We start from the raw sequence: 18,833 nt of genomic DNA, 5'->3' as shown, positions 1-18,833 counted from the left end.
TCAGGGTCGCGGCCGCCGTGCCTTCGCTGGCTTGTGCGGCTGCGTGCTCGCGATGGTCTGGGCGACCTCGTGGAGCCAGTCGGTGTCGTCGAGCGCGTCGTCGTCGACGATCCCGTAGGGCTTCGATCCCGGGTATGCCTCGCCGCGCGGCAGGTGCTCGGTGAGCTCGCCCGCCTCCGGGACCAGCTTGAGCAGCAGGGTGTCGTCGCAGACGAAGCCGAAGATCCGGTCGTCGCAGTAGATGGCCTGCTCGCCGAACATGGGCTGCAGCCGCACGGGCAGCGGCTCGAACGCCGCGCGGATGCGATCGAGGGTCTCTGGCCGGTTCGTCACGGCTCGATGCTAGGCCGCGCGGTCAGCTGAGCGGGAGCCGGACGATGAGCTCCGTGCGTCCGGGCGCGCTGTCGACCTCGATCGTGCCGCCGTGCGCGGCGACGATCGCCTGCGAGATCGAGAGCCCGAGCCCCGTGCTGCCCGCCGCGCGGTGGCGCGACGCATCGCCGCGCACGAAGCGCTCGAAGAGGCGCGACCCCAGCGCCGGGTCGATGCCCGGCCCGTCGTCCAGGACGCGGATCTCGGCGTGCGTCGCGTCGTGCGCGAGCGACGCGGTGACGGTCGTGCCCGCCGGCGTGTGCGCGCGGGCGTTGCCGAGCAGGTTCGCGATCACCTGCCGGATGCGGCCCTCGTCACCGCGCACCTCGACGGTCTCGTCGACGTGGAGGATCCACTCGTGGTCGGGTGCTGCTGCGTGCGCGTCGCTGACGGCGTCGACGAGCACGAGCGCGAGGTCGACGGGATCGCGCCGCAGCTGCTGGCCGGCGTCGAGCCGCGCGAGCAGCAGCAGGTCGTCGACGAGCGAGCTCATGCGCACCGCCTCAGCGCTGATCCGCTCGAGCGAGCGCTCCTGCGTCGGCGTCATGGGCGCGTCCTCGCCCTGCGAGAGCTGGGCGTAGCCGCGGATCGAGGCGAGCGGCGTGCGCAGCTCGTGGCTCGCGTCGGCGATGAAGCGGCGCAGCTGCTGCTCGCTGCGCTCGCGTGCTGCGAGCGAGGTCTCGACGTGCGACAGCAGCGTGTTGAGCGCGAGCCCGACGCGCCCCACCTCGGTGTGCGGGTCGGTGTCTGCGGCGGCGACGCGGTCCGGCAGCTCCACCGCGCCGGCCGCGAGCGGCCGCTCGGCGACGCGCTGCGCGATGCCGGTCACGCGCTCGAGCGGCCGCAGCGCGCGCGTGACGACCAGGGCGAGGCCCACGACGACGAGGATGAGCGCCGCGCCCATCACGACCGCCAGGATGCCGGTGATCGCGCCCGTCGTCGCATCGACGTCGTCGAGCGAGCTGCCGGAGATGATGGTGCGGCCGTCTCGGGCCTCCGCCGCGACCCGGAAGGTCCCCAGCTCACCGCCGAGGTCGATGGTCGTGGGCGCGCGCTCGCCGAGGTCGGCCGCGAGGAGCGCCTCGAGCTGGGATGTCGCCAGTGGCACCTCCTCGCCGTCGACGCCCGCGTAGGTGGCGCTCGTCGCGGTGCCTGCGCCGTCGACCACCACCTGCAGCGTGCCGATCCGCGCGGCCGGCTCGAAGCCGCTGCCGCCGGGTCCACCGGGACCGCCGTCGGGCTCGCCCCGGGGGCCGGCGGCGAAGTCCAGGCCTGCGAGCACCTGCTCGTCGAGCCGCTCGATCTCGGCCGATCGCAGCGCCGACATCGTGATGATGCTCGTGAGGAGGAGCGCGAGCGCGACCAGGACGCTCGCGCCGGTCACGATCGTGCGGCGCAGCGTCCAGGCGCGACGGGGGGCGCGGCGCTTCACGTCGGCTTGATCGTGTAGCCGACCCCGCGCACCGTGTGGATCATCGGCTCGCCGAGCTGATCGATCTTCTTCCGCAGGTACGAGATGTAGATCTCCACGATGCTCGACTTGCCGCCGAAGTCGTAGCTCCAGACGCTCTCGAGGATCTGTGCCTTGCTGAGCACCCTCCGCGGGTTGCGCATCAGGAACCGCAGCAGCTCGAACTCCTTCGCGGTGAGCGTCACGGCCGTGCCTGCACGCTCGACCTCGTAGGTCTCCTCGTCGAGCACGAGGTCGCCCACCTGGAGCCGCGGGTCGACGTCGGCGATCGCGACGTGGCGGCGCGCCATCCGCCGGAGCCGCGCGATGACCTCCTCGAGGTTGAACGGCTTCGTGACGTAGTCGTCGCCGCCCTCGTCGATGCCGGCGATGCGGTCCTCGACCGCGTCCTTCGCGGTCAGGAACAGCACGGGCACGTCGTTGCCCGTCGCGCGGATGCGGCGCAGCACCTCCATGCCGTCGATCGTCGGCATCATGATGTCGAGCACGATGATGTCGGGCTGGAACTCGCGGACGGCGTTGAGCGCCTCCTGCCCGTTGCCCGCGGTCCGCGCCTCCCACCCGTCGTTCGACAGCGCCATGCGCAGCAGCTCGCTCAGGTTGACCTCGTCGTCGACGACGAGCGCGCGGACGGGCATCCCGTCGGGGCGCACGAGCGGGGTGCGCGGGCTGGTCGGGGTCATGGCCATAGTCAACCGGATTCTCGAGCGGATGATCGGGCCGCCGATGCGTGCCCTCCGGCATCGTGCCGCCGCGCCGTGAGGCGCACCTTGACGGTTCCTTGGTGGCGGCTAAGCAGCGGGCAGCGGCTGCAGCACGCCGGTGCGCTCGATCGCCTCCACCGCGAGGGTCTTGTAGCCCTCCTCGTCGAACAGCACGGTGATGCGGTCGCCGTCCTCGCTGACGACGCTGCCCTCGCCCCACGCCTCGTGGCGCACCTCGAGCCCCACGGGCCAGCTCGCGTCCGCGTCCCCCTCGCCGCGCGCCTCCTCGACGCGCGCGGCCGACCCGCTCCGGCACGTGTCGCACGCACCGCAGCGCTCGGGCAGGTCCTCGCCGAAGTAGCCGAGCAGGAACCGCCTGCGGCAGCCGCCCGTCTCGGCGTAGCCCCGCATCATGTCGATGCGCGAGCGGTCGACTCGGCGCCGCGCCTCCGCGAGCCTCGCCGCCTCGGCGACGGCGGGCTTGACGGTGCCCTCGCGCCACACGAGGTCGCCGTCCCCGTTGGTCTCGAGCGCGCCGGTCTGCTCGAGCAGGTTGACCGCGGAGGTGAGCCGGCTCGCTCCCACCTCGAGCCGCTCCCGCAGCCGCTCGGGCGGCACCGGCTGCTTCGCGCGCCGGATCCGCGAGGCGACCTTCGACAGCATGTCGGTATCGGCCGAGCCCCCGGTGCGGAACCGGTGCACCCCGAAGTCCTCCTGGCGGAAGTAGAGCGCCGCGAGGGCCGGCTCGCCGTCGCGGCCCGCGCGCCCGATCTCCTGGTAGTACGCGTCGAGCGACTCGGGCGCCGCGGCGTGCAGCACGAACCGGACGTCGGCCTTGTCGATGCCCATGCCGAAGGCCGAGGTGGCGGCGACGACCTCGGCGCTGCCGTCGGTGAAGGCGTCGTGCACCCGCTCGCGCTCGGCCCGGGAGAGCCCTGCGTGGTACGTCTCCGCGCGCATGCCGGCCGCCCGCAGCTCGTCGGTCAGCTGCTCCGCCTGCTTGCGGGTGGCGACGTAGACGAGCCCCGGCTTCGCCTCGGCGCTCGCGCGCTCGACGACCGCCCGCCGCTGCTCGTCGTCGTCGGCCACCCGGTGCGCCTCGAGGAAGATGTTCGGGCGGTCGAAGCCCCGCACCACCTGGTGCGCGTCGCGCATCCGCAGGCGCTCGACGATCTCGTCACGCACCGGCGGCGCGGCCGTGGCCGTGAGGGCGATGGTCGTCGGATGCCCGAGCGCCTCGATCACGTGGCCGAGCCGCAGGTAGTCCGGACGGAAGTCATGGCCCCACGCGGAGACGCAGTGCGCCTCGTCGACGACGAACAGCGTCGGGCGCAGCCCGCGGAGCCGCTCGACGACCTCATCGCGGGCGAGCTGCTCGGGCGCCAGGAAGAGGAAGCCGGCCTCCTCGGCCTCGAGCTCCTCCCATGCCTCGCGGGTCTCGGTCGCGCGCTGCGACGAGTTCACAGCGACGGCGGGATCGGCGCCCAGCTCGCCGAGCTGCTCGACCTGGTCGCGCTGCAGCGCGATGAGCGGCGACACCACGATGGTGAGGCCATCGGTGAGGCCGGCGGCGAGCTGGTAGATCGCCGACTTGCCGTGGCCGGTCGGCATGACCGCGAGCACGTCGCGCCCGTCGAGCGCGGCCTGGACCGCCTCCCGTTGCCCGGGCCGCAGCTCCGACCATCCGAAGTCGGCGGCAGCGGCGGCGATGGCGTCGGATTGGGGTACATCTGGCATGCAGCGATGCTAGGAGCACGTACCCGCACGTGCGCTGTACCCCGATGCTGCTGGTCAGCGGGCGGCGACGAGGCGCGGATCCTGCACCGTCAGGCGCAGGCCGGCATCCGTGCGCGCGAGCGGCACGTCCGACGACGCGGCCCACGCGACGAGCGCATCCGCCGAGTCCGCCACGACGCGCGACTCGGCGAGCGCGCGCACCAGCGCGCCCTTGCCCGCCTTGTTCCAGTGGTTCAGCGCCTTGCCGTCTGGCGAGACGATCTCGACCGGCACGGCGCCCGCGACGGGCGCGAGCGACGCGTAGGCCTTCGAGCGCAGGTCGAGCGCGAAGCCCTCGATGACCGATCCGGCACCGGACCACAGATCGCGCATCCGCTCCCCCGGCAGCTTCGTGTGCTCGGACACCTTGTAGGCGGGGATGCGGTCGGAGGCGCGCAGGAAGCCGAGCAGCGCCGACTGCACGACGACGTGGCTGTCGAGCCACGCGCGCGCATCGGGCGCGAGCGACGCGGCGTCGAGCGCGTCGAAGAGCACGCCGGTGTAGCGCTCGATGGCGGGCATCGTCGCGGACGTGCGCACGGCGGCGTTGTCGGCCGCGGCGCGCGCCTTCGCGGGCGTCGAGATGTCCTGCCCCTCGGCGACGAGGCGGTCGAGCGCCGCCAGTGCCCGCGAACGGGCGACGGCCAGCCCGGGGTATCCCAGACCGGCCGTCGAGAGGCGATCACCCGTCCCGCCTGCCGCCTTCGTCTCGCTGGGCGGCAGCAGGACGATCACGCGAGCTTGGCGTTCCTGGCCACGATCTCCACGCGGTCGTGGTCGACCGAGAGGAAGCCGTCCTCGGCATCCACCTTGTGCACCGTGCCGGACGCGTCGGTGACGCGCACCTGGCCCTCGGCGAGCACGGCGAGCAGCGGCTCGTGGCCCGTCAGGATGCCGATCTCGCCCTCGGTCGTGCGCGCGACCACCTGCGAGGCGTCGCCCGACCAGACCTCGGCCGCGGCCGACACGATGCTGACGGCGAGAGCCATCAGCCGTTCTCCTTCTGGATCTGCGCCCACTTGGCCTCGACGTCCGAGATGGCGCCGACGTTGAAGAACGCCTGCTCCGCCACGTGGTCGAACTCGCCCTTGGCGATCGCGTCGAACGACTCGACGGTCTCCTTGAGCGGCACGGTCGAGCCCTCGACACCGGTGAACTTCTTCGCCATGTAGGTGTTCTGCGAGAGGAACTGCTGGATGCGGCGTGCACGCGACACGACGATCTTGTCCTCCTCCGAGAGCTCGTCGACACCGAGGATCGCGATGATCTCCTGCAGCTCCTTGTTCTTCTGGAGGATCTGCTTGACCGTGGTCGCGACGCGGTAGTGGTCGTTGCCCAGGTAGCGGGGGTCGAGGATGCGGCTCGTCGAGGTGAGCGGGTCGACGGCCGGGTAGAGGCCCTTCGACGCGATCTCTCGCGAGAGCTCCGTCGTGGCGTCGAGGTGCGCGAACGTCGTGGCCGGGGCCGGGTCGGTGTAGTCGTCAGCCGGCACGTAGATGGCCTGCAGCGACGTGATCGAGTGGCCGCGGGTCGACGTGATGCGCTCCTGCAGGATGCCCATCTCGTCGGCGAGGTTCGGCTGGTAGCCGACGGCGCTGGGCATGCGGCCCAGCAGCGTCGAGACCTCGGAGCCGGCCTGCGTGAAGCGGAAGATGTTGTCGATGAAGAGCAGCACGTCCTGGTTCTGCACGTCGCGGAAGTACTCCGCCATCGTGAGCGCCGAGAGCGCGACGCGGAGGCGCGTGCCCGGCGGCTCGTCCATCTGGCCGAAGACGAGGGCGGTCTTGTCGAAGACGCCCGCCTCCTCCATCTCGTGGATGAGGTCGTTGCCCTCACGGGTGCGCTCGCCGACACCGGCGAACACCGAGACACCGCCGTGATCCTGCGCGACGCGCTGGATCATCTCCTGGATGAGCACCGTCTTGCCGACGCCGGCGCCACCGAACAGGCCGATCTTGCCGCCGAGCACGTAGGGCGTCAGCAGGTCGATGACCTTGATGCCGGTCTCGAACAGCTGCGTCTTCGACTCGAGCTGGTCGAACGACGGCGCGTTGCGGTGGATCGACCAGCGCTCGGAGACCTCGAGGGTCTCGCCCTCACCGAGGTTGAGGGGCTCGCCGATGACGTTGAAGACCTTGCCCTTGGTGATGTCGCCGACGGGCACCATGATCGGGTCGCCCGTGTCGCGCACCTCCTGGCCGCGGACGAGGCCGTCCGTCGGCTTGAGGGCGATGGCGCGCACGAGGTCGTCGCCGAGGTGCTGCGCGACCTCGAGCGTGATCTCCTGCGGCTCGGTGCCGTCGCCGAAGTCGACGGTCGTCTTGAGCGCGTTGTAGATGCCGGGGATGGCGTCGTGCGGGAACTCGATGTCGACGACGGGCCCGGTCACGCGAGCGACGCGGCCGACGCCGGCCTGCTTCTGCGAGGCCTCTGTGGTGTCAGTGATGGTCATGGTGCTTGCCTTTCGTGGCTACTTCGCCGAGGCGAGGGCGTCCGCGCCGCCCACGATCTCGGAGATCTGCGTCGTGATCTCGGCCTGGCGCGCGTTGTTGCGCAGGCGGGTGTAGTCGGTGATGAGCTTGTCGGCGTTGTCGGAGGCCGACTTCATCGCCTTCTGCGTGGCTGCCTGCTTCGCGGCGGCCGACTGCAGGAGGGCGTTGAAGATGCGGCTCTCGACGTAGACCGGCAGCAGTGCGTCGAGCACGCCCGCGGGCTCCGGCTCGAACTCGTAGAGCGGGAACTGCTCGGCGCTCTCGGCGCCCGAGGCCTCGACGATCTCGAGCGGCAGCAGCCGCACCGAGGTCGGGTCCTGCGTCATCATGCTGACGAAGCGGTTGTAGACGACGTGGATCTCGTCGACCTGCTCCGAGACGTACGCCTCGAGCACCGCATCGGCGATCTCCTGCGCGAGCTCCGGGCTCGGCGTCTCCGACTGCCCCGTCCACTCGCGCACCGCGGTGCGCTTGCGGAAGCGGAAGTAGCCGACGGCCTTATTGCCGACCAGGTAGTGGTCGACCTCCTTGCCCTCAGCCTCGAGCTTCGCCCGCAGCTCGCTCGCCTCGCGCAGGATCTGCGAGTTGAACGCGCCGGCGAGGCCGCGGTCGCTCGTCAGCACGACGATCGCCGCGCGCTTGAGCTCCGGCCGCTCGACCGTCAGCGGGTGCGCCTCGTTGGAGTACGTGGCGACCGCGCTGACGGCGCGCGTCAGCGCGCGAGCGTACGGCGTCGAGGCGTGCACGCGTGCGAGCGCCTTCTGGATGCGCGATGCAGCGATGAGCTCCATCGCCTTCGTGATCTTCTTGGTCGTCTGCGCAGACTTGATCTTCTGCGTGTAGACCCGGAGCTGGGCTCCCATGTCGCCTCCTCAGCGAGCTCGCGTCAGCGACGGCCCTTGACGATCTGCTCCTGGTTGACGTCCTCGACCATCGGCGTGTCGGACTCGGTGCCCGGGTCGGTGATGCTCGACTCCGGCTTCGACTGCCAGTTCTTGACGAACGCGTCGACCTCGGACTCGAGGCTCGCGAGCGTCGCGTCGTCGAGCACGTTCGTCTCGCGCAGCGTCGACAGCACCGTGCCGTTGTGGCGCATGTGCTCGAGCAGCTCCGACTCGAACTGCAGCACCTGGTTCACCGGCACCGTGTCGAGCTTGCCGTTCGTGCCGGCCCAGATCGAGACGACCTGCTCCTCCACGGGGTACGGCGAGTACTGCGGCTGCTTCAGCAGCTCGGTGAGGCGAGCGCCTCGGTCGAGCTGGCGGCGCGACGTGGCGTCGAGGTCGGAGGCGAACATCGCGAACGCCTCGAGCGAGCGGTACTGCGCCAGCTCGAGCTTGAGCGTGCCGGAGACCTTCTTGATCGACTTGACCTGCGCGTCGCCACCGACGCGCGAGACCGAGATGCCGACGTCGACCGCAGGGCGCTGGTTGGCGTTGAACAGGTCGGACTGCAGGAAGATCTGGCCGTCGGTGATCGAGATCACGTTGGTCGGGATGTACGCCGAGACGTCGTTCGCCTTCGTCTCGATGATGGGCAGGCCCGTCATCGATCCGGCGCCGAGCTCGTCGGACAGCTTCGCGCAGCGCTCGAGCAGGCGGGAGTGCAGGTAGAACACGTCACCCGGGTATGCCTCGCGGCCCGGCGGGCGGCGCAGCAGCAGCGAGACGGCGCGGTAGGCCTCTGCCTGCTTCGACAGGTCGTCGAAGATGATGAGGACGTGCTTGCCCTCGTACATCCAGTGCTGGCCGATGGCCGAGCCGGCGTACGGCGCGAGGTACTTGAAGCCGGCCGGGTCGGACGCGGGCGACGCGACGATCGTCGTGTACGCCATGGCGCCGGCGTCCTCGAGCGCACCCTTGACGGCGGCGATCGTGGAGCCCTTCTGGCCGATCGCGACGTAGATGCAGCGGACCTGCTTGTTGACGTCGCCCGACTCCCAGTTGGCCTTCTGGTTGATGATCGTGTCGATCACGATCGCCGTCTTGCCCGTCTGGCGGTCGCCGATGAGCAGCTGGCGCTGGCCACGGCCGACCGGGATCATCGCGTCGATGGCCTTGATGCCGGTCTGGAGCGGCTCGTGCACCGACTTGCGCTGCATGACGCCCGGCGCCTGGAGCTCGAGGGCGCGGCGGCCGCTCGAGGCGACCTCACCGAGGCCGTCGATCGGGTTGCCGAGCGGGTCGACGACGCGGCCGAGGTAGCCCTCGCCGATCGGGACCGAGAGGACCTCACCGGTGCGGGTGACCTCCATGCCGGCGACGATGCCACCGAACTCACCGAGCACGACGACGCCGATCTCGGTCTCGTCGAGGTTCTGCGCGAGGCCGAGCGTGCCGTCCGCGAAGCGCACGAGCTCGTTGGCCATGACGCCGGGCAGGCCCTCGACGTGGGCGATGCCGTCGGCGGCGTCGATGACGTGGCCGACCTCGGCCGTCGTCGACGTGGATGCCTCGTAGGACGAGACGAAGTCGGCGAGTGCGCCCTTGATCTCGTCGGGGCTGATGGTGAGCTCTGACATGTGTCTTCCTCTTCGAATGCCTTCGACCTAGCCGAGCTTCAGGCGCAGGTCGGTGAACTTGGAACGGACGGTGCCGTCGATGACGTCGTCGCCGATCGCCACCCTGAGGCCGCCGACGACGGCCGGGTCGACGACCTGCTGCAGCTGCAGCGTGCGGCCGTACTGGCGCTCGAGGCCGGCGCGGAGCCGGTCGAGCTGAGCGGTCGGGAGCTCGCGGGCCGAGGTGACGGTCGCGATCGAGCGACCGGCGGCGGCTGCGACCTCGGTCGCGGCGCCGCGGAGCAGCTGCCCGATGCGGCGGCCGCGCGGCACGCGGACGAGGTGGTCGAGGATCACGGTGGTCGCCTCGCTCGCTCGCCCGCCGATGAGCCGCTGCAGCAGCGCGGCCTTGTCGTCGGCCTTGCCGAGCACGCCGCCGAGCGCGAGCTCGAGCTGCGGGTCGGAGGACACGATGCGCGAGAACGAGGCGATCTCGCCCGCGACGTCGGCGCCGGCCGCCCCGCGCACGGCGATGCGGATGCCCGCGTCGTCGATGGCGGTGAGGATGTCGGCGGCGTCGGACCAGCGCTGGCGCGCCAGGTGCGCGACGATCGAGACCGCCGGTGCACCGAGCTGCCCGAGCACGCGCTCGGCGAGTGCCGCCCGCGCATCCGGAGCCGAGACCGGGTCGGCGAGCGCCGCGAGCACCTGCGGGCTGCGCTCGATGGCGCGCGATGCCTGGAACAGGTCCCGCGCGTCGTCGAGGCCGGCCTGCGGCTGGCGCACGAGTGCCTCGTCGATGGCGGTCCGCGCCTGGCTGGTCGCGCTGCCCACTAGCGGTTCGCCCCGTCGTGCTCGAGCTCGGCCAGGAAGCGGTCGACGATCGCGGCGGACCGCGCGTCGTCCATCGACTCGCCGACGACCTTCTCGGAGAGGCCGAGGGCGAGCGTGCCGACCTCGGTCTTCAGCGAGGTGAAGGCAGCCTGGCGCTCCGCCTCGATGCGCTGGTGCGCCTGGGCGGTGATGCGCTCGGCCTCGTCGTTGGCGCGAGCCTTGAGGTCGGCCTCGATCTTGGCGGCGTCGGCGCGAGCCTGGTCCTTGATCCGACCGGCCTCGGCACGGGCCTCAGCGAGCTGGGTGTTGTACGACTCCAGCGCGGCAGCGGCCTCGGCCTGCGCGGCCTCCGCCTTCTTGATGCCGCCCTCGATGGCTGCGGAGCGCTCGTCGAGGAGCGCCTGCATGCGCGGGAGGATGACCTTCCAGAAGATCAGCAGCAGGACGACGAAGATGACCGCCGACCACAGGATGTCGTACGGCGCGGGAAGCAGGGGGTTCGGTGTGGCCTCCCCCGACTCCTCCGCGAGGAAGAGAGGAGTGGTGAGCATCCGTGGCTCAGTTCGTCATGAAGAAGTACGTGGCGATGCCGATGAACGCCAGCGCCTCGGTGAAGGCGATGCCGATGTACATGAGCACCGTCAGGCGACCCTGCAGCTCCGGCTGGCGGGCGACCGACTCGATCGTCTTGCCGACGACGATGCCCACGCCGATGGCGGGGCCGATGGCCGCGAGGCCGTAGCCGACGGTGCCGATGTTGCCGTTGATCTCGGCGAGGATGGTCGTGGCGTTGTCCACGGTGGTTCCTTTCTGCGGTTCCGGTTGCCCGGAAGGGTCAGTGCTCTTCAGCCAGCGCGAGCTGGATGTAGACAGTGGTCAGGAGGGCGAAGACGTAGGCCTGCAGCACCGCGACGAGGACCTCGAAGAGCGTGAAGGCGAAGCCGAAGGCGAACGTGCCCACGCCGAAGAGCGTGTAGAAGCCACCGGCGGAGAAGAAGAAGAACTGCGTGGCCGCGAAGAACAGCACGAGCAGCAGGTGCCCGACGACCATGTTCATCATGAGTCGGAGCGTGAGCGTGATGGGGCGCAGCACGAAGGTCGAGACGAACTCGATCGGCGTCACGATGATGTACAGCGGCCACGGCACGCCCGGCGGGAAGAGCGCGTTCTTGAAGAACGCTCCCGGGTGCTTCTTGACGCCGGCGTAGATGAACGCGCCGTACGCGACGAGCGCCAGCACGAGCGGCACGCCGATGACGCCGGTGCCCGCGATGTTGAGGAACGGCACGATGCCCGTGATGTTCATCGACAGCACCATGAAGAAGATCGTGGTGATGAGCGGCAGGAAGCGCCGGCCGTCCTTCTCGCCGAGCAGGTCGTAGGCGATGCCGTCGCGGACGAAGCCGAGGCCCATCTCGACGATGCTCTGGCCGCGCGTCGGGATGAGGCGCATCTTCCGGGTGCCGAGCACGAAGATCAGGATGATCACGAGCGCCGACAGCATTCGGATGAGCATGATGCGGTTGATGCCGAAGATCGGCTCGTCGCTGCCGAACCACTCGATCGTCGGGTCGGCGAAGAGCACGATGTCCGGGAAGAAGTCCGCGATCGACGGCGGATGGAACGGCTCGGGCTCGGTTCCAGCGGCAGCCAGCGGCGTCAGCAAGGCGTTCAGCGTGTCTTCCTCAACCTCAGGGCGCCTGGCGCCGGTTCGACGTCGGTGCACCCCCTCGCGCGGGCACGCTCGAAGCTGAGCGCGGCAGTGGGGGGAGCAGGTACGACACTATCAGAGAGGTGGGCGGCAGCGGGCCCCGACGACGCCTCCATCACGCCCGTGCGCCCGATGCCGGGCGCCCCTGCGTCTCGTCGTCGGCGTCGCTGTCGATCGTCGGCTGGCGGCTCGTGGCGATGACGACGCAGTCGATCACGAGCGAGCCGATGACGGCGGCGACGAGCGATCCGAAGGCCACGCCGCGGTGCAGCCACTCCTGGTCGCCGAGCACGAAGACGAGCACGATGAACAGCACGAACTTCAGCAGCCAGCCGCCCAGCACGATGCCGAAGAAGGCGCCGGAGATCATGACGCCGCGCGATGCCTTGAAGGCGAGCAGGATGCTCACGGCCGTCAGCATGCAGAAGATGATGGCGAGGGCGGTGCCGACGAGCGCGGACGCGAGGCCGGCGCCTGCGGCGAGCAGCCATCCGACCACCCCGCCGACGACGGCGACCGCGGCTGCGAGGATGCCTCCCCAGAGCAGGATCCGCTGCATGATCGCGGTCGTGGTCACCGGCTGTCTCCTCGTGTGTCGATGGTCTGGCTGCGCTGCGTGTCGATCGGCTCGAGTCCCCTGCGCGCAGCTCGGCGCTCGCGCAGCACGCGCAGCAGCGTCTGCCACACGCGCCGGCTGACCGGCGCAGCGGTGAGCACCGCGCACACGAGGAATCCCGCGACCATGATACCGATCGCCACCCACCAGGGCTGGAACAGGAAGATGAGGCAGCCGATCGAGACGACGGCGGTCCACGCGTAGAAGATCAGCACGGCGCCGAGGTGGGAGTGGCCCATGTCGAGCAGCCGGTGGTGCAGGTGCTTGCGGTCGGCGGCGAAGGGGCTCGAGCCGTTCACGAGCCGGCGCACGACGGCGAGCACGAAGTCGGTGAGCGGCAGCAGCAGGATCGCGAGCGGCAGCAGGATGGGGATGAAGGCCGGCAGGATCTGGCTGCGCCCGCCCATGGTCGCGAGGTCGATCTGGCCCGTGACCGCGATCGCGCTCGCCGCGGTCATGAGCCCGAGCATGAGCGCTCCCCCATCGCCCATGAACATGCGCGCCGGGTGCCAGTTGACGGGCAGGAAGCCGAGGCAGACGCCCACGATGATCGACGTGATGAGGCTCGCGAGCGAGAAGTAGGCGTTCTGCTGGCCCTGGTTGGCGCTGATGATGAAGATGTAGCCGAAGAACGCGGTCGAGCCGATGATCGTCGTGCCCGCGACCAGGGCGTCGAGGCCGTCGATGAAGTTCACCGCGTTCATGACGAGCACGATGAGCAGCACGGTGAGGCTGATCGCCATCGTCGACGACGGCACGGTGAGCCCGCCGATCGGGAGGCTGACGATCTGCACGCCGAAGATCGCGACGCCCGCGGCGACCAGGATCTGCGCGCCGAGCTTCAGCATCCAGTCGAGGTCGTAGAGGTCGTCGAGCACGCCGATCGCGCAGATCGCGACGGCGCCTGCGAGCAGCGTCCAGATGCGCACCGGCTCGGCGAAGACGCCGGACAGCTCGGGGATGAGCGCGGCGACGCCGAACGCGCCGAGCAGCCCCAGGCACATCGCCACGCCGCCCAGGCGCGGCGTCGGCCGCGAGTGCACGTCACGGTCGCGCACCGGCGGGTGGATGCCGAATCGCAGCGCGAGGCGCAGCACGACCCGGCTGGTGAGGAACGTGATGACCGCCGCGACGGCCGCGACGGCCAGGAAGATCACGGCATCACCCGTCGACGAGCAGGTCGCCGAGCGCCTCGGCGATCACGGCTCGCGGCAGCACGCCCTGGCGCACGATGCGGAACGTGCCGGGGGTCGAGCAGTCGAGGATCGTCGAGCCGTTCTGCTCCCCCGCCGCGGCGGTGCCGCCGACGGTGCCGGCATCGAGCACGACGGCGACGCTGTCGCCGAGCATCTCGGCCGCCGCAGCCGCCTCGGTCGGCGCAGGGCGCCCGTGCAGGTTGGCGCTCGAGACCGCGAGCGGGCCGGTCTCGCGCAGCAGGCCGATCGCGATGGGGTGGTCGGGCACGCGGATGGCGACGGTGCCGCCGGTGTCGCCGAGGTCCCAGGTGAGCGACGGCTGCGCGCGCAGGATGACGGTGAGCGGGCCCGGCCAGTGCGCGTCGAGCAGCGGCTCGAGCTCTGCGGGCACCGACTCCGCGAGCGCGCTCGCCATGGCGCGGTCGGCGACGAGCACAGGCGGCGGGAAGCCCCGGTCGCGGCCCTTCGCGGCGAGCAGCCCGGCGACCGCGGCGTGCGAGAACGCGTCCGCCGCGATGCCGTAGACGGTGTCGGTCGGCATCACGATGCAGCGGCCGGCGGCGATGGCCGTGCGGGCGGCGCGGACGCCGTCGAGCAGGGACATCGGATCGGCGCAGTCGTGGATGGCGGGCACCCGCTCATCGTACCGGCGCACCGGATCGGGACGTCGTCAGCGGATGGCCGCCGTGACGCGGTCGCGGCCGGTCAGGTCGCGGTGCGTGCGCGCGTCGTGGAAGCCCGCATCCTCGAGCATCTCGCGGATCGCGGCCGACTGGTGCTCCGCGTGCTCGAACGCGACGAGCCCGCCGGGGGCGACGAGGTCGGCCGCGAGCGGCGCCAGGTCCCGCACGAGCTCGAGCCCGTCGACGCCCGAGTACAGCGCGCGCGCCGGATCGAAGCCGCGCACCTCCGGGTCGGCGGGCACGGATGCGTGCGGCACGTAGGGCGGGTTCGACACGAGCGCCGAGAGCGAGCCCGCGTGCACGCCCACCGCCGCGAGCGCCGCGGCGTCGCGCGCGTCGGCGTGCAGCAGCACGATGCCCGGGGCGAGCGCGGCGATGTTGCGGCGCGCCCACGAGAAGGCAGCGGGGCTCTGCTCGACGGCGACGACGCGCGCCCCCGCCTCCCGGGCGAGCGCGATCGCGACGGCGCCGGAGCCGGTGCCGACGTCGAGCACGGTCGGCGCGACCGCTGCGCGGAGGTGGTCGAGGGCGACCTCGACGAGCAGCTCGGTCTCCGGCCGCGGCGTGAAGACGCCGGGGCCCACCAGCAGCTCGACGTGCCGGAACGGCGCGAGGCCGGTGATGTGCTGCAGCGGCTCGCGCGCCTCGCGGCGGGCGACGGCGGTGCGGAACCGGTCGAGCGCATCCGGCTCGAACGGGCGGCCCATCGCCATGTCGACGCGGATCGCGCCGACCCCGCTCCCCGCAGCCCATGCCGCGAGCAGCTCTGCATCCGGTCCGTCGATGCCGACGAGGGCGAGCCTCGCACGGGCGTCGCGGACGTCGTCCCCGACCGATCGTTCGTTCACGCGCCAACGCTATAGCGACGGCGTGTCCCCCAAGCGTGCAGGCACCGGGCGCCCAGCCGAGCGCCTCTACACTGAAAGCAACGCTTCCATCGGGTGAAAGGACAACGCATGGCGCGCATCTTCGACGACATCACCGCCACCATCGGCGGCACTCCCCTCGTGCGCCTCCAGCGCACGAACGACACGCACGCGACGGTGCTCGTCAAGGTGGAGTCCTTCAACCCCGGCGCATCGGTGAAGGACCGCATCGGCCGGGCCATCATCGACGCGGCGGAGGCCGATGGGTCGCTGCAGCCCGGCGGCACGATCGTCGAGGGCACGAGCGGCAACACCGGCATCGCGCTCGCGATGGTCGGCGCCGCGCGCGGCTACAAGGTCATCCTGTCGATGCCCGAGACGATGTCGGTCGAGCGGCGCGCGATCCTCAAGGCCTACGGCGCCGAGCTCGTGCTCACCCCCGGCCCCGACGGCATGCGCGGCGCGGTCGAGCGGGCGCAGCAGATCGTCGAGGAGACGCCCGGCGCGATCCTCGCCCGCCAGTTCGAGAACGAGGCGAACATCCGCGTGCACCGCGAGACCACCGCGGAGGAGGTCTGGGCCGACACCGACGGCGAGGTCGACGTGTTCGTGGCCGGCGTCGGCACGGGCGGCACGATCACCGGAGCAGGCGGCCGCCTCAAGGAGCTCAAGCCCGAGCTGCACCTCGTGGTCGTCGAGCCCGCGGACTCGCCGCTGCTGACCGAGGGCAAGGCCGGGCCGCACAAGATCCAGGGGCTCGGCGCCAACTTCGTGCCGGCCATCCTCGACACCGACATCTACGACGAGGTCGTCGACGTGCAGCTCGACGACGCGGTGCGCGTGGGCCGCGAGCTCGCGGCGAAGGACGGCATCTTCGCCGGCATCTCGTCCGGCGCCATCGTCTGGGCCGCGCTCGAGATCGCGCGGCGGCCCGAGTCGGCCGGCAAGACGATCGTGGCGATCGTCTGCGACACCGGCGAGCGCTACCTCTCGATGCCGATCTACGCCGACCTGGCCTGAGGGGCGAGCGGATGGGCCTGCTCAACGTCCGGGAGGACATCGAGAACGCGAAGCGGCACGACCCGGCCGCGCGCGGCGCGGTGACGATCGCGCTCACCTACTCGACCCTGCACGCGGTCTGGGCCCACCGCATCCAGCACCGCCTCTGGCACGCGGGCGCGCGCTCGCTCGCGCGCGCCGGCAGCCAGTGGACGCGCTTCATGACGGGCGTCGAGATCCACCCGGGTGCGCGGCTCGGCCGCCGCTTCTTCATCGACCACGGCATGGGCGTCGTGATCGGCGAGACCGCTGAGGTCGGCGACGACGTGATGCTCTACCACGGGGTCACGCTCGGCGGCACGGCGAACGCCGCCGTGAAGCGCCACCCGACGCTCGGCCACCGCGTGCTCGTGGGCGCCGGGGCGAAGATCCTCGGGCCGATCGCGCTCGGCGACGACGTCAAGGTCGGGGCGAACGCGGTCGTGCTGCACGATGCGCCCTCGGGTGCGACGCTCGTCGGCGTGCCGGCGAAGCCGGTCGCGAGCACCGCGCCCGCCGAGCTGCCCCACATCGAGTACTCGATCTGACCCGCCGCCGCTCCCCGAGCGGTCACTCCCGCGCCCGAGTGGTCACTCCCGCGCACGAGCGGTCACTCCCGCGCCCGACCGGTCACTTCCGCGCCCGAGCGGTCACTCCCGCGCCCGAGCGGTCACTTCCGTACTCGAGCGGTCACTCCCGCGCCCGAGCGGTCACTCCCGCGGGTCAGCGGTCACTTCCGCGCGTGAACGGTCAGCGCCCCGTCGAGCGGCCGACGTTGCCTAAGGCGCCGGTCACGCGCCCCGAAGCGCGCTCGGACGAGCAAGTGACCGCTCGAGCGCCGAACTGACCACTCACGCGCCAAGTTGACCGCTCACGTACCGAGATGACCACTCACACGCCAGGTTGACCACTCACGTGCGGAGCTGACCACTCACGTGCCGAGCTGACCACTCGGGCGCGGAAGTGACCACTCAGGGGGCGACGTGACCACGCGCGGGAGCAGCCGCTCGGCGGGTCAGTCGGGGGTGGATGCGGTGGCCTCGGCGGGCGAGCCGTGCGGGCGCTCGGTCAGGGCGAGACCCGCGACGGCCACGAGGATGCCCGCCAGGAACAGCAGCATGAGCGGGTTCCAGGGCTGCACGCCCGTGACGAGCGCCCAGATGACGGTGAGCGCGCCGCCGACCCCGGTCCAGACCGCGTAGCCGGTCGCGAGCGGCACCGTCTGCACGGCTCGCTCGAGGCCGATGAAGCTCAGCACGGCGGTCACGGCGAAGACGATCGTCGGGACAGGCTGCGAGAAGCCGGCGGAGGCCCCGAGCGCCGTCGCCCAGACGGCCTCGAGGACGGCGCTCGCGAGCAGCACGAGCCAGGCGGTGCGGGCGCGCACGTCAGCTCACCAGCTTCAGGCCGACGAGGCAGCCGACGAGCAGCACGAGCAGCAGCGAGCGCACGACCGTGAGCCGCTCCTTGCCGCGCGCGGCCTGCAGCGCCACGGTCGCGACCGCGCCGACGCCCACCCACACCGCGTAGGCGGTGCCGGTCGGGATCTCGAGCATCGCCCACGCGAGGCCGCCCATCGACGCGAGCATCGCGACGACGAACAGCACCGTCGGCCGCCAGCGGCGGAAGCCCTTCGACGCCTCCATCGCGGTCGCCCACACCGCCTCCAGGAGGCCGGCGGCGATCAGGATCACCCATGCCATGACGAGCCCTTCCGGCCGTCTTGTCGCTGTGCGGGTACGGCTCCCTCGTCCGCGGCTCTGCGGCGAGCCTGCCCTCAGGCTACTCGCCGGCCGCCGATCGAGGCCGTCAGCCGGTCGGCGGCGCCGACCACGTCGTCGATGAGCGCGGCGCACCGCTCGTCGGTGAGCCGCAGCGTCGGCCCCATCACGGTGAGCGCGCCGGCGAGCTCGCCGTGCGCGTCGAACACCGGCGCCGAGACGCCGCTCGCCGCCTCCACCCGCTCCCCCGCCGTGATCGCGTAGCCGTCGGCCCGCGTGCGCGCGACGACCGCGCGCAGCGCATCCGGATCGGTGATCGTCGAGCCGGTCAGGGCCGCGAGCGGCGTCGCGAGGACCTCCTCGAGCAGGTCGTCGCGCCAGGCGAGGATGACCCGGCCCGCGCTGCCCACGTGCAGCGGCTGGATGCGCCCGACGTACATCGCGCGCTTGAGCCCGTGCAGCGTCTCGGCGACGCCGACGCACACGCGAGCGCCACGCTCCGGGATGAAGAAGCACGCCGTCTCGCCGGTGGCGTCGCGCAGCGCCGCGAGCTGCGGCGGCAGCAGGTCGCCGAGCGCCCTCGCGCGCACCGCCGGGCCCGCCCAGAACGCCATGCGCGCACCGATCGCGTACGCGTCGCCGGAGCGGTCGAGGAAGCCGTGCTCGACGAGGTTGCCGAGCAGCCGGTGCGCGGTCGACGCAGGGATGCCCGTCGCCCTGCGGATGTCGGTGGCGGTCATGCTCGGACGCTCGAGCGTGAAGGCGTCGAGGATCGCGGTGATCTTCGCGAGCACGAGCAGCGGCGCTTCGGTCATGGCGCGATCCTACGGCCGTGCGACACGCCGGGATACCC

General features: G+C 71.5%; 22 protein-coding genes and 1 riboswitch. Of the genes, 2 read left to right on the top strand and 20 right to left on the bottom strand.

Annotated features, from left to right (window positions below; genetic code table 11):
* The 17 genes from ACVWW9_RS09645 to prmC all read right to left on the bottom strand — a co-directional run bounded on the left by ACVWW9_RS09645 (position 1) and on the right by prmC (position 15,203).
* Entirely contained in the window at positions 1–333 is a 333-nt protein-coding gene (locus ACVWW9_RS09645; protein WP_123697457.1) for a TfoX/Sxy family protein, read from the bottom strand.
* Positions 334–355: 22 nt separating this feature from the next.
* On the bottom strand, positions 356–1,804 hold the full coding sequence (locus ACVWW9_RS09640) for a sensor histidine kinase (RefSeq protein ID WP_456515309.1): 1,449 nt from the start codon (positions 1,802–1,804) through the stop codon (positions 356–358).
* Positions 1,801–2,526, bottom strand: a complete 726-nt coding sequence (locus ACVWW9_RS09635) for a response regulator transcription factor (RefSeq protein ID WP_456515308.1) — start codon at positions 2,524–2,526, stop codon at positions 1,801–1,803. The genes ACVWW9_RS09640 and ACVWW9_RS09635 overlap by 4 nt, the downstream gene beginning before the upstream one ends.
* Before the next feature lie 108 nt (positions 2,527–2,634).
* Positions 2,635–4,284: a RecQ family ATP-dependent DNA helicase gene (locus ACVWW9_RS09630; protein WP_456515307.1), complete on the bottom strand. Its 1,650-nt coding sequence runs from the start codon at positions 4,282–4,284 to the stop codon at positions 2,635–2,637.
* A gap of 54 nt (positions 4,285–4,338) precedes the next feature.
* Positions 4,339–5,058, bottom strand: a complete 720-nt coding sequence (locus tag ACVWW9_RS09625) for a YaaA family protein (protein ID WP_456515306.1) — start codon at positions 5,056–5,058, stop codon at positions 4,339–4,341.
* Entirely contained in the window at positions 5,055–5,312 is a 258-nt protein-coding gene (locus ACVWW9_RS09620; RefSeq protein ID WP_123697454.1) for a F0F1 ATP synthase subunit epsilon, read from the bottom strand. Before ACVWW9_RS09620 ends, ACVWW9_RS09625 begins: the two co-directional genes overlap by 4 nt.
* Entirely contained in the window at positions 5,312–6,769 is a 1,458-nt protein-coding gene (atpD, locus tag ACVWW9_RS09615) for a F0F1 ATP synthase subunit beta (RefSeq protein WP_456515418.1), read from the bottom strand. Before atpD ends, ACVWW9_RS09620 begins: the two co-directional genes overlap by 1 nt.
* Before the next feature lie 24 nt (positions 6,770–6,793).
* Positions 6,794–7,678: a F0F1 ATP synthase subunit gamma gene (locus ACVWW9_RS09610; RefSeq protein WP_354255401.1), complete on the bottom strand. Its 885-nt coding sequence runs from the start codon at positions 7,676–7,678 to the stop codon at positions 6,794–6,796.
* A gap of 23 nt (positions 7,679–7,701) precedes the next feature.
* Positions 7,702–9,336: a F0F1 ATP synthase subunit alpha gene (atpA, locus tag ACVWW9_RS09605; protein WP_354255404.1), complete on the bottom strand. Its 1,635-nt coding sequence runs from the start codon at positions 9,334–9,336 to the stop codon at positions 7,702–7,704.
* A 27-nt stretch (positions 9,337–9,363) separates the two neighbouring features.
* Positions 9,364–10,149: a F0F1 ATP synthase subunit delta gene (locus ACVWW9_RS09600; RefSeq protein WP_354255407.1), complete on the bottom strand. Its 786-nt coding sequence runs from the start codon at positions 10,147–10,149 to the stop codon at positions 9,364–9,366.
* A complete protein-coding gene (locus ACVWW9_RS09595; protein ID WP_123697450.1) occupies positions 10,149–10,700 on the bottom strand; it encodes a F0F1 ATP synthase subunit B in 552 nt (183 codons plus the stop codon). Before ACVWW9_RS09595 ends, ACVWW9_RS09600 begins: the two co-directional genes overlap by 1 nt.
* A 7-nt stretch (positions 10,701–10,707) precedes the next feature.
* Positions 10,708–10,947: an ATP synthase F0 subunit C gene (atpE, locus tag ACVWW9_RS09590; protein ID WP_123697449.1), complete on the bottom strand. Its 240-nt coding sequence runs from the start codon at positions 10,945–10,947 to the stop codon at positions 10,708–10,710.
* Positions 10,948–10,984: 37 nt separating this feature from the next.
* Complete coding sequence (gene atpB / locus ACVWW9_RS09585; RefSeq protein ID WP_425453433.1) at positions 10,985–11,815, bottom strand: F0F1 ATP synthase subunit A; 831 nt, start codon at positions 11,813–11,815, stop codon at positions 10,985–10,987.
* A gap of 160 nt (positions 11,816–11,975) precedes the next feature.
* The gene (locus tag ACVWW9_RS09580) at positions 11,976–12,437 is read right to left on the bottom strand and encodes a hypothetical protein (protein ID WP_123697447.1); all 462 of its coding nucleotides are present in this window, start codon (positions 12,435–12,437) and stop codon (positions 11,976–11,978) included.
* On the bottom strand, positions 12,434–13,633 hold the full coding sequence (locus ACVWW9_RS09575; protein WP_456515305.1) for an MraY family glycosyltransferase: 1,200 nt from the start codon (positions 13,631–13,633) through the stop codon (positions 12,434–12,436). Before ACVWW9_RS09575 ends, ACVWW9_RS09580 begins: the two co-directional genes overlap by 4 nt.
* Before the next feature lie 4 nt (positions 13,634–13,637).
* On the bottom strand, positions 13,638–14,306 hold the full coding sequence (locus tag ACVWW9_RS09570; protein WP_123697445.1) for an L-threonylcarbamoyladenylate synthase: 669 nt from the start codon (positions 14,304–14,306) through the stop codon (positions 13,638–13,640).
* A 36-nt stretch (positions 14,307–14,342) separates the two neighbouring features.
* Positions 14,343–15,203, bottom strand: a complete 861-nt coding sequence (gene prmC, locus ACVWW9_RS09565; protein WP_456515304.1) for a peptide chain release factor N(5)-glutamine methyltransferase — start codon at positions 15,201–15,203, stop codon at positions 14,343–14,345.
* 108 nt (positions 15,204–15,311) lie between these two features.
* Between prmC and cysK the strand changes: the two genes are divergently transcribed.
* Positions 15,312–16,241, top strand: coding sequence for a cysteine synthase A (cysK, locus tag ACVWW9_RS09560; protein ID WP_456515303.1), 930 nt, complete (start codon positions 15,312–15,314; stop codon positions 16,239–16,241).
* Between the two features lie 11 nt (positions 16,242–16,252).
* On the top strand, positions 16,253–16,807 hold the full coding sequence (gene epsC, locus ACVWW9_RS09555) for a serine O-acetyltransferase EpsC (RefSeq protein ID WP_456515302.1): 555 nt from the start codon (positions 16,253–16,255) through the stop codon (positions 16,805–16,807).
* A gap of 467 nt (positions 16,808–17,274) precedes the next feature.
* On the opposite strand, the gene ACVWW9_RS09550 is transcribed toward epsC, so the two are convergent.
* From ACVWW9_RS09550 to ACVWW9_RS09540, 3 genes are all read right to left on the bottom strand, one after another.
* Entirely contained in the window at positions 17,275–17,646 is a 372-nt protein-coding gene (locus ACVWW9_RS09550) for a DMT family transporter (protein WP_456515301.1), read from the bottom strand.
* Position 17,647: 1 nt separating this feature from the next.
* Positions 17,648–17,962 (bottom strand): DMT family transporter, encoded by a 315-nt coding sequence (locus ACVWW9_RS09545; RefSeq protein WP_456515300.1) that lies wholly within the window; start codon positions 17,960–17,962, stop codon positions 17,648–17,650.
* Between the two features lie 10 nt (positions 17,963–17,972).
* A riboswitch (guanidine-III (ykkC-III) riboswitch) is annotated at positions 17,973–18,035 on the bottom strand.
* A 1-nt stretch (position 18,036) separates the two neighbouring features.
* Positions 18,037–18,795 carry an IclR family transcriptional regulator gene (locus ACVWW9_RS09540; protein WP_354255432.1) on the bottom strand — a complete coding sequence of 253 codons (759 nt, stop codon included), beginning with the start codon at positions 18,793–18,795 and terminating at the stop codon, positions 18,037–18,039.
* Positions 18,796–18,833: the final 38 nt, after the last annotated feature.

This window comes from Agrococcus sp. UYP33, assembly GCF_054060915.1.
This window is presented reverse-complemented; position numbering and strand designations above follow the sequence as displayed.

Bases quoted from the DNA above. Each gene is read 5' to 3' on its own strand.
- ACVWW9_RS09635 (WP_456515308.1), bottom strand. From the start codon at position 2,526: ATGACCCCGACCAGCCCGCGCACCCCGCTCGTGCGCCCCGACGGGATG.
- ACVWW9_RS09630 (WP_456515307.1), bottom strand. From the start codon at position 4,284: ATGCCAGATGTACCCCAATCCGACGCCATCGCCGCCGCTGCCGCCGAC.
- ACVWW9_RS09620 (WP_123697454.1), bottom strand. From the start codon at position 5,312: ATGGCTCTCGCCGTCAGCATCGTGTCGGCCGCGGCCGAGGTCTGGTCG.
- ACVWW9_RS09610 (WP_354255401.1), bottom strand. From the start codon at position 7,678: ATGGGAGCCCAGCTCCGGGTCTACACGCAGAAGATCAAGTCTGCGCAG.
- atpA (WP_354255404.1), bottom strand. From the start codon at position 9,336: ATGTCAGAGCTCACCATCAGCCCCGACGAGATCAAGGGCGCACTCGCC.
- ACVWW9_RS09595 (WP_123697450.1), bottom strand. From the start codon at position 10,700: ATGCTCACCACTCCTCTCTTCCTCGCGGAGGAGTCGGGGGAGGCCACA.
- cysK (WP_456515303.1), top strand. From the start codon at position 15,312: ATGGCGCGCATCTTCGACGACATCACCGCCACCATCGGCGGCACTCCC.
- epsC (WP_456515302.1), top strand. From the start codon at position 16,253: ATGGGCCTGCTCAACGTCCGGGAGGACATCGAGAACGCGAAGCGGCAC.
- ACVWW9_RS09545 (WP_456515300.1), bottom strand. From the start codon at position 17,962: ATGGCATGGGTGATCCTGATCGCCGCCGGCCTCCTGGAGGCGGTGTGG.
- ACVWW9_RS09540 (WP_354255432.1), bottom strand. From the start codon at position 18,795: ATGACCGAAGCGCCGCTGCTCGTGCTCGCGAAGATCACCGCGATCCTC.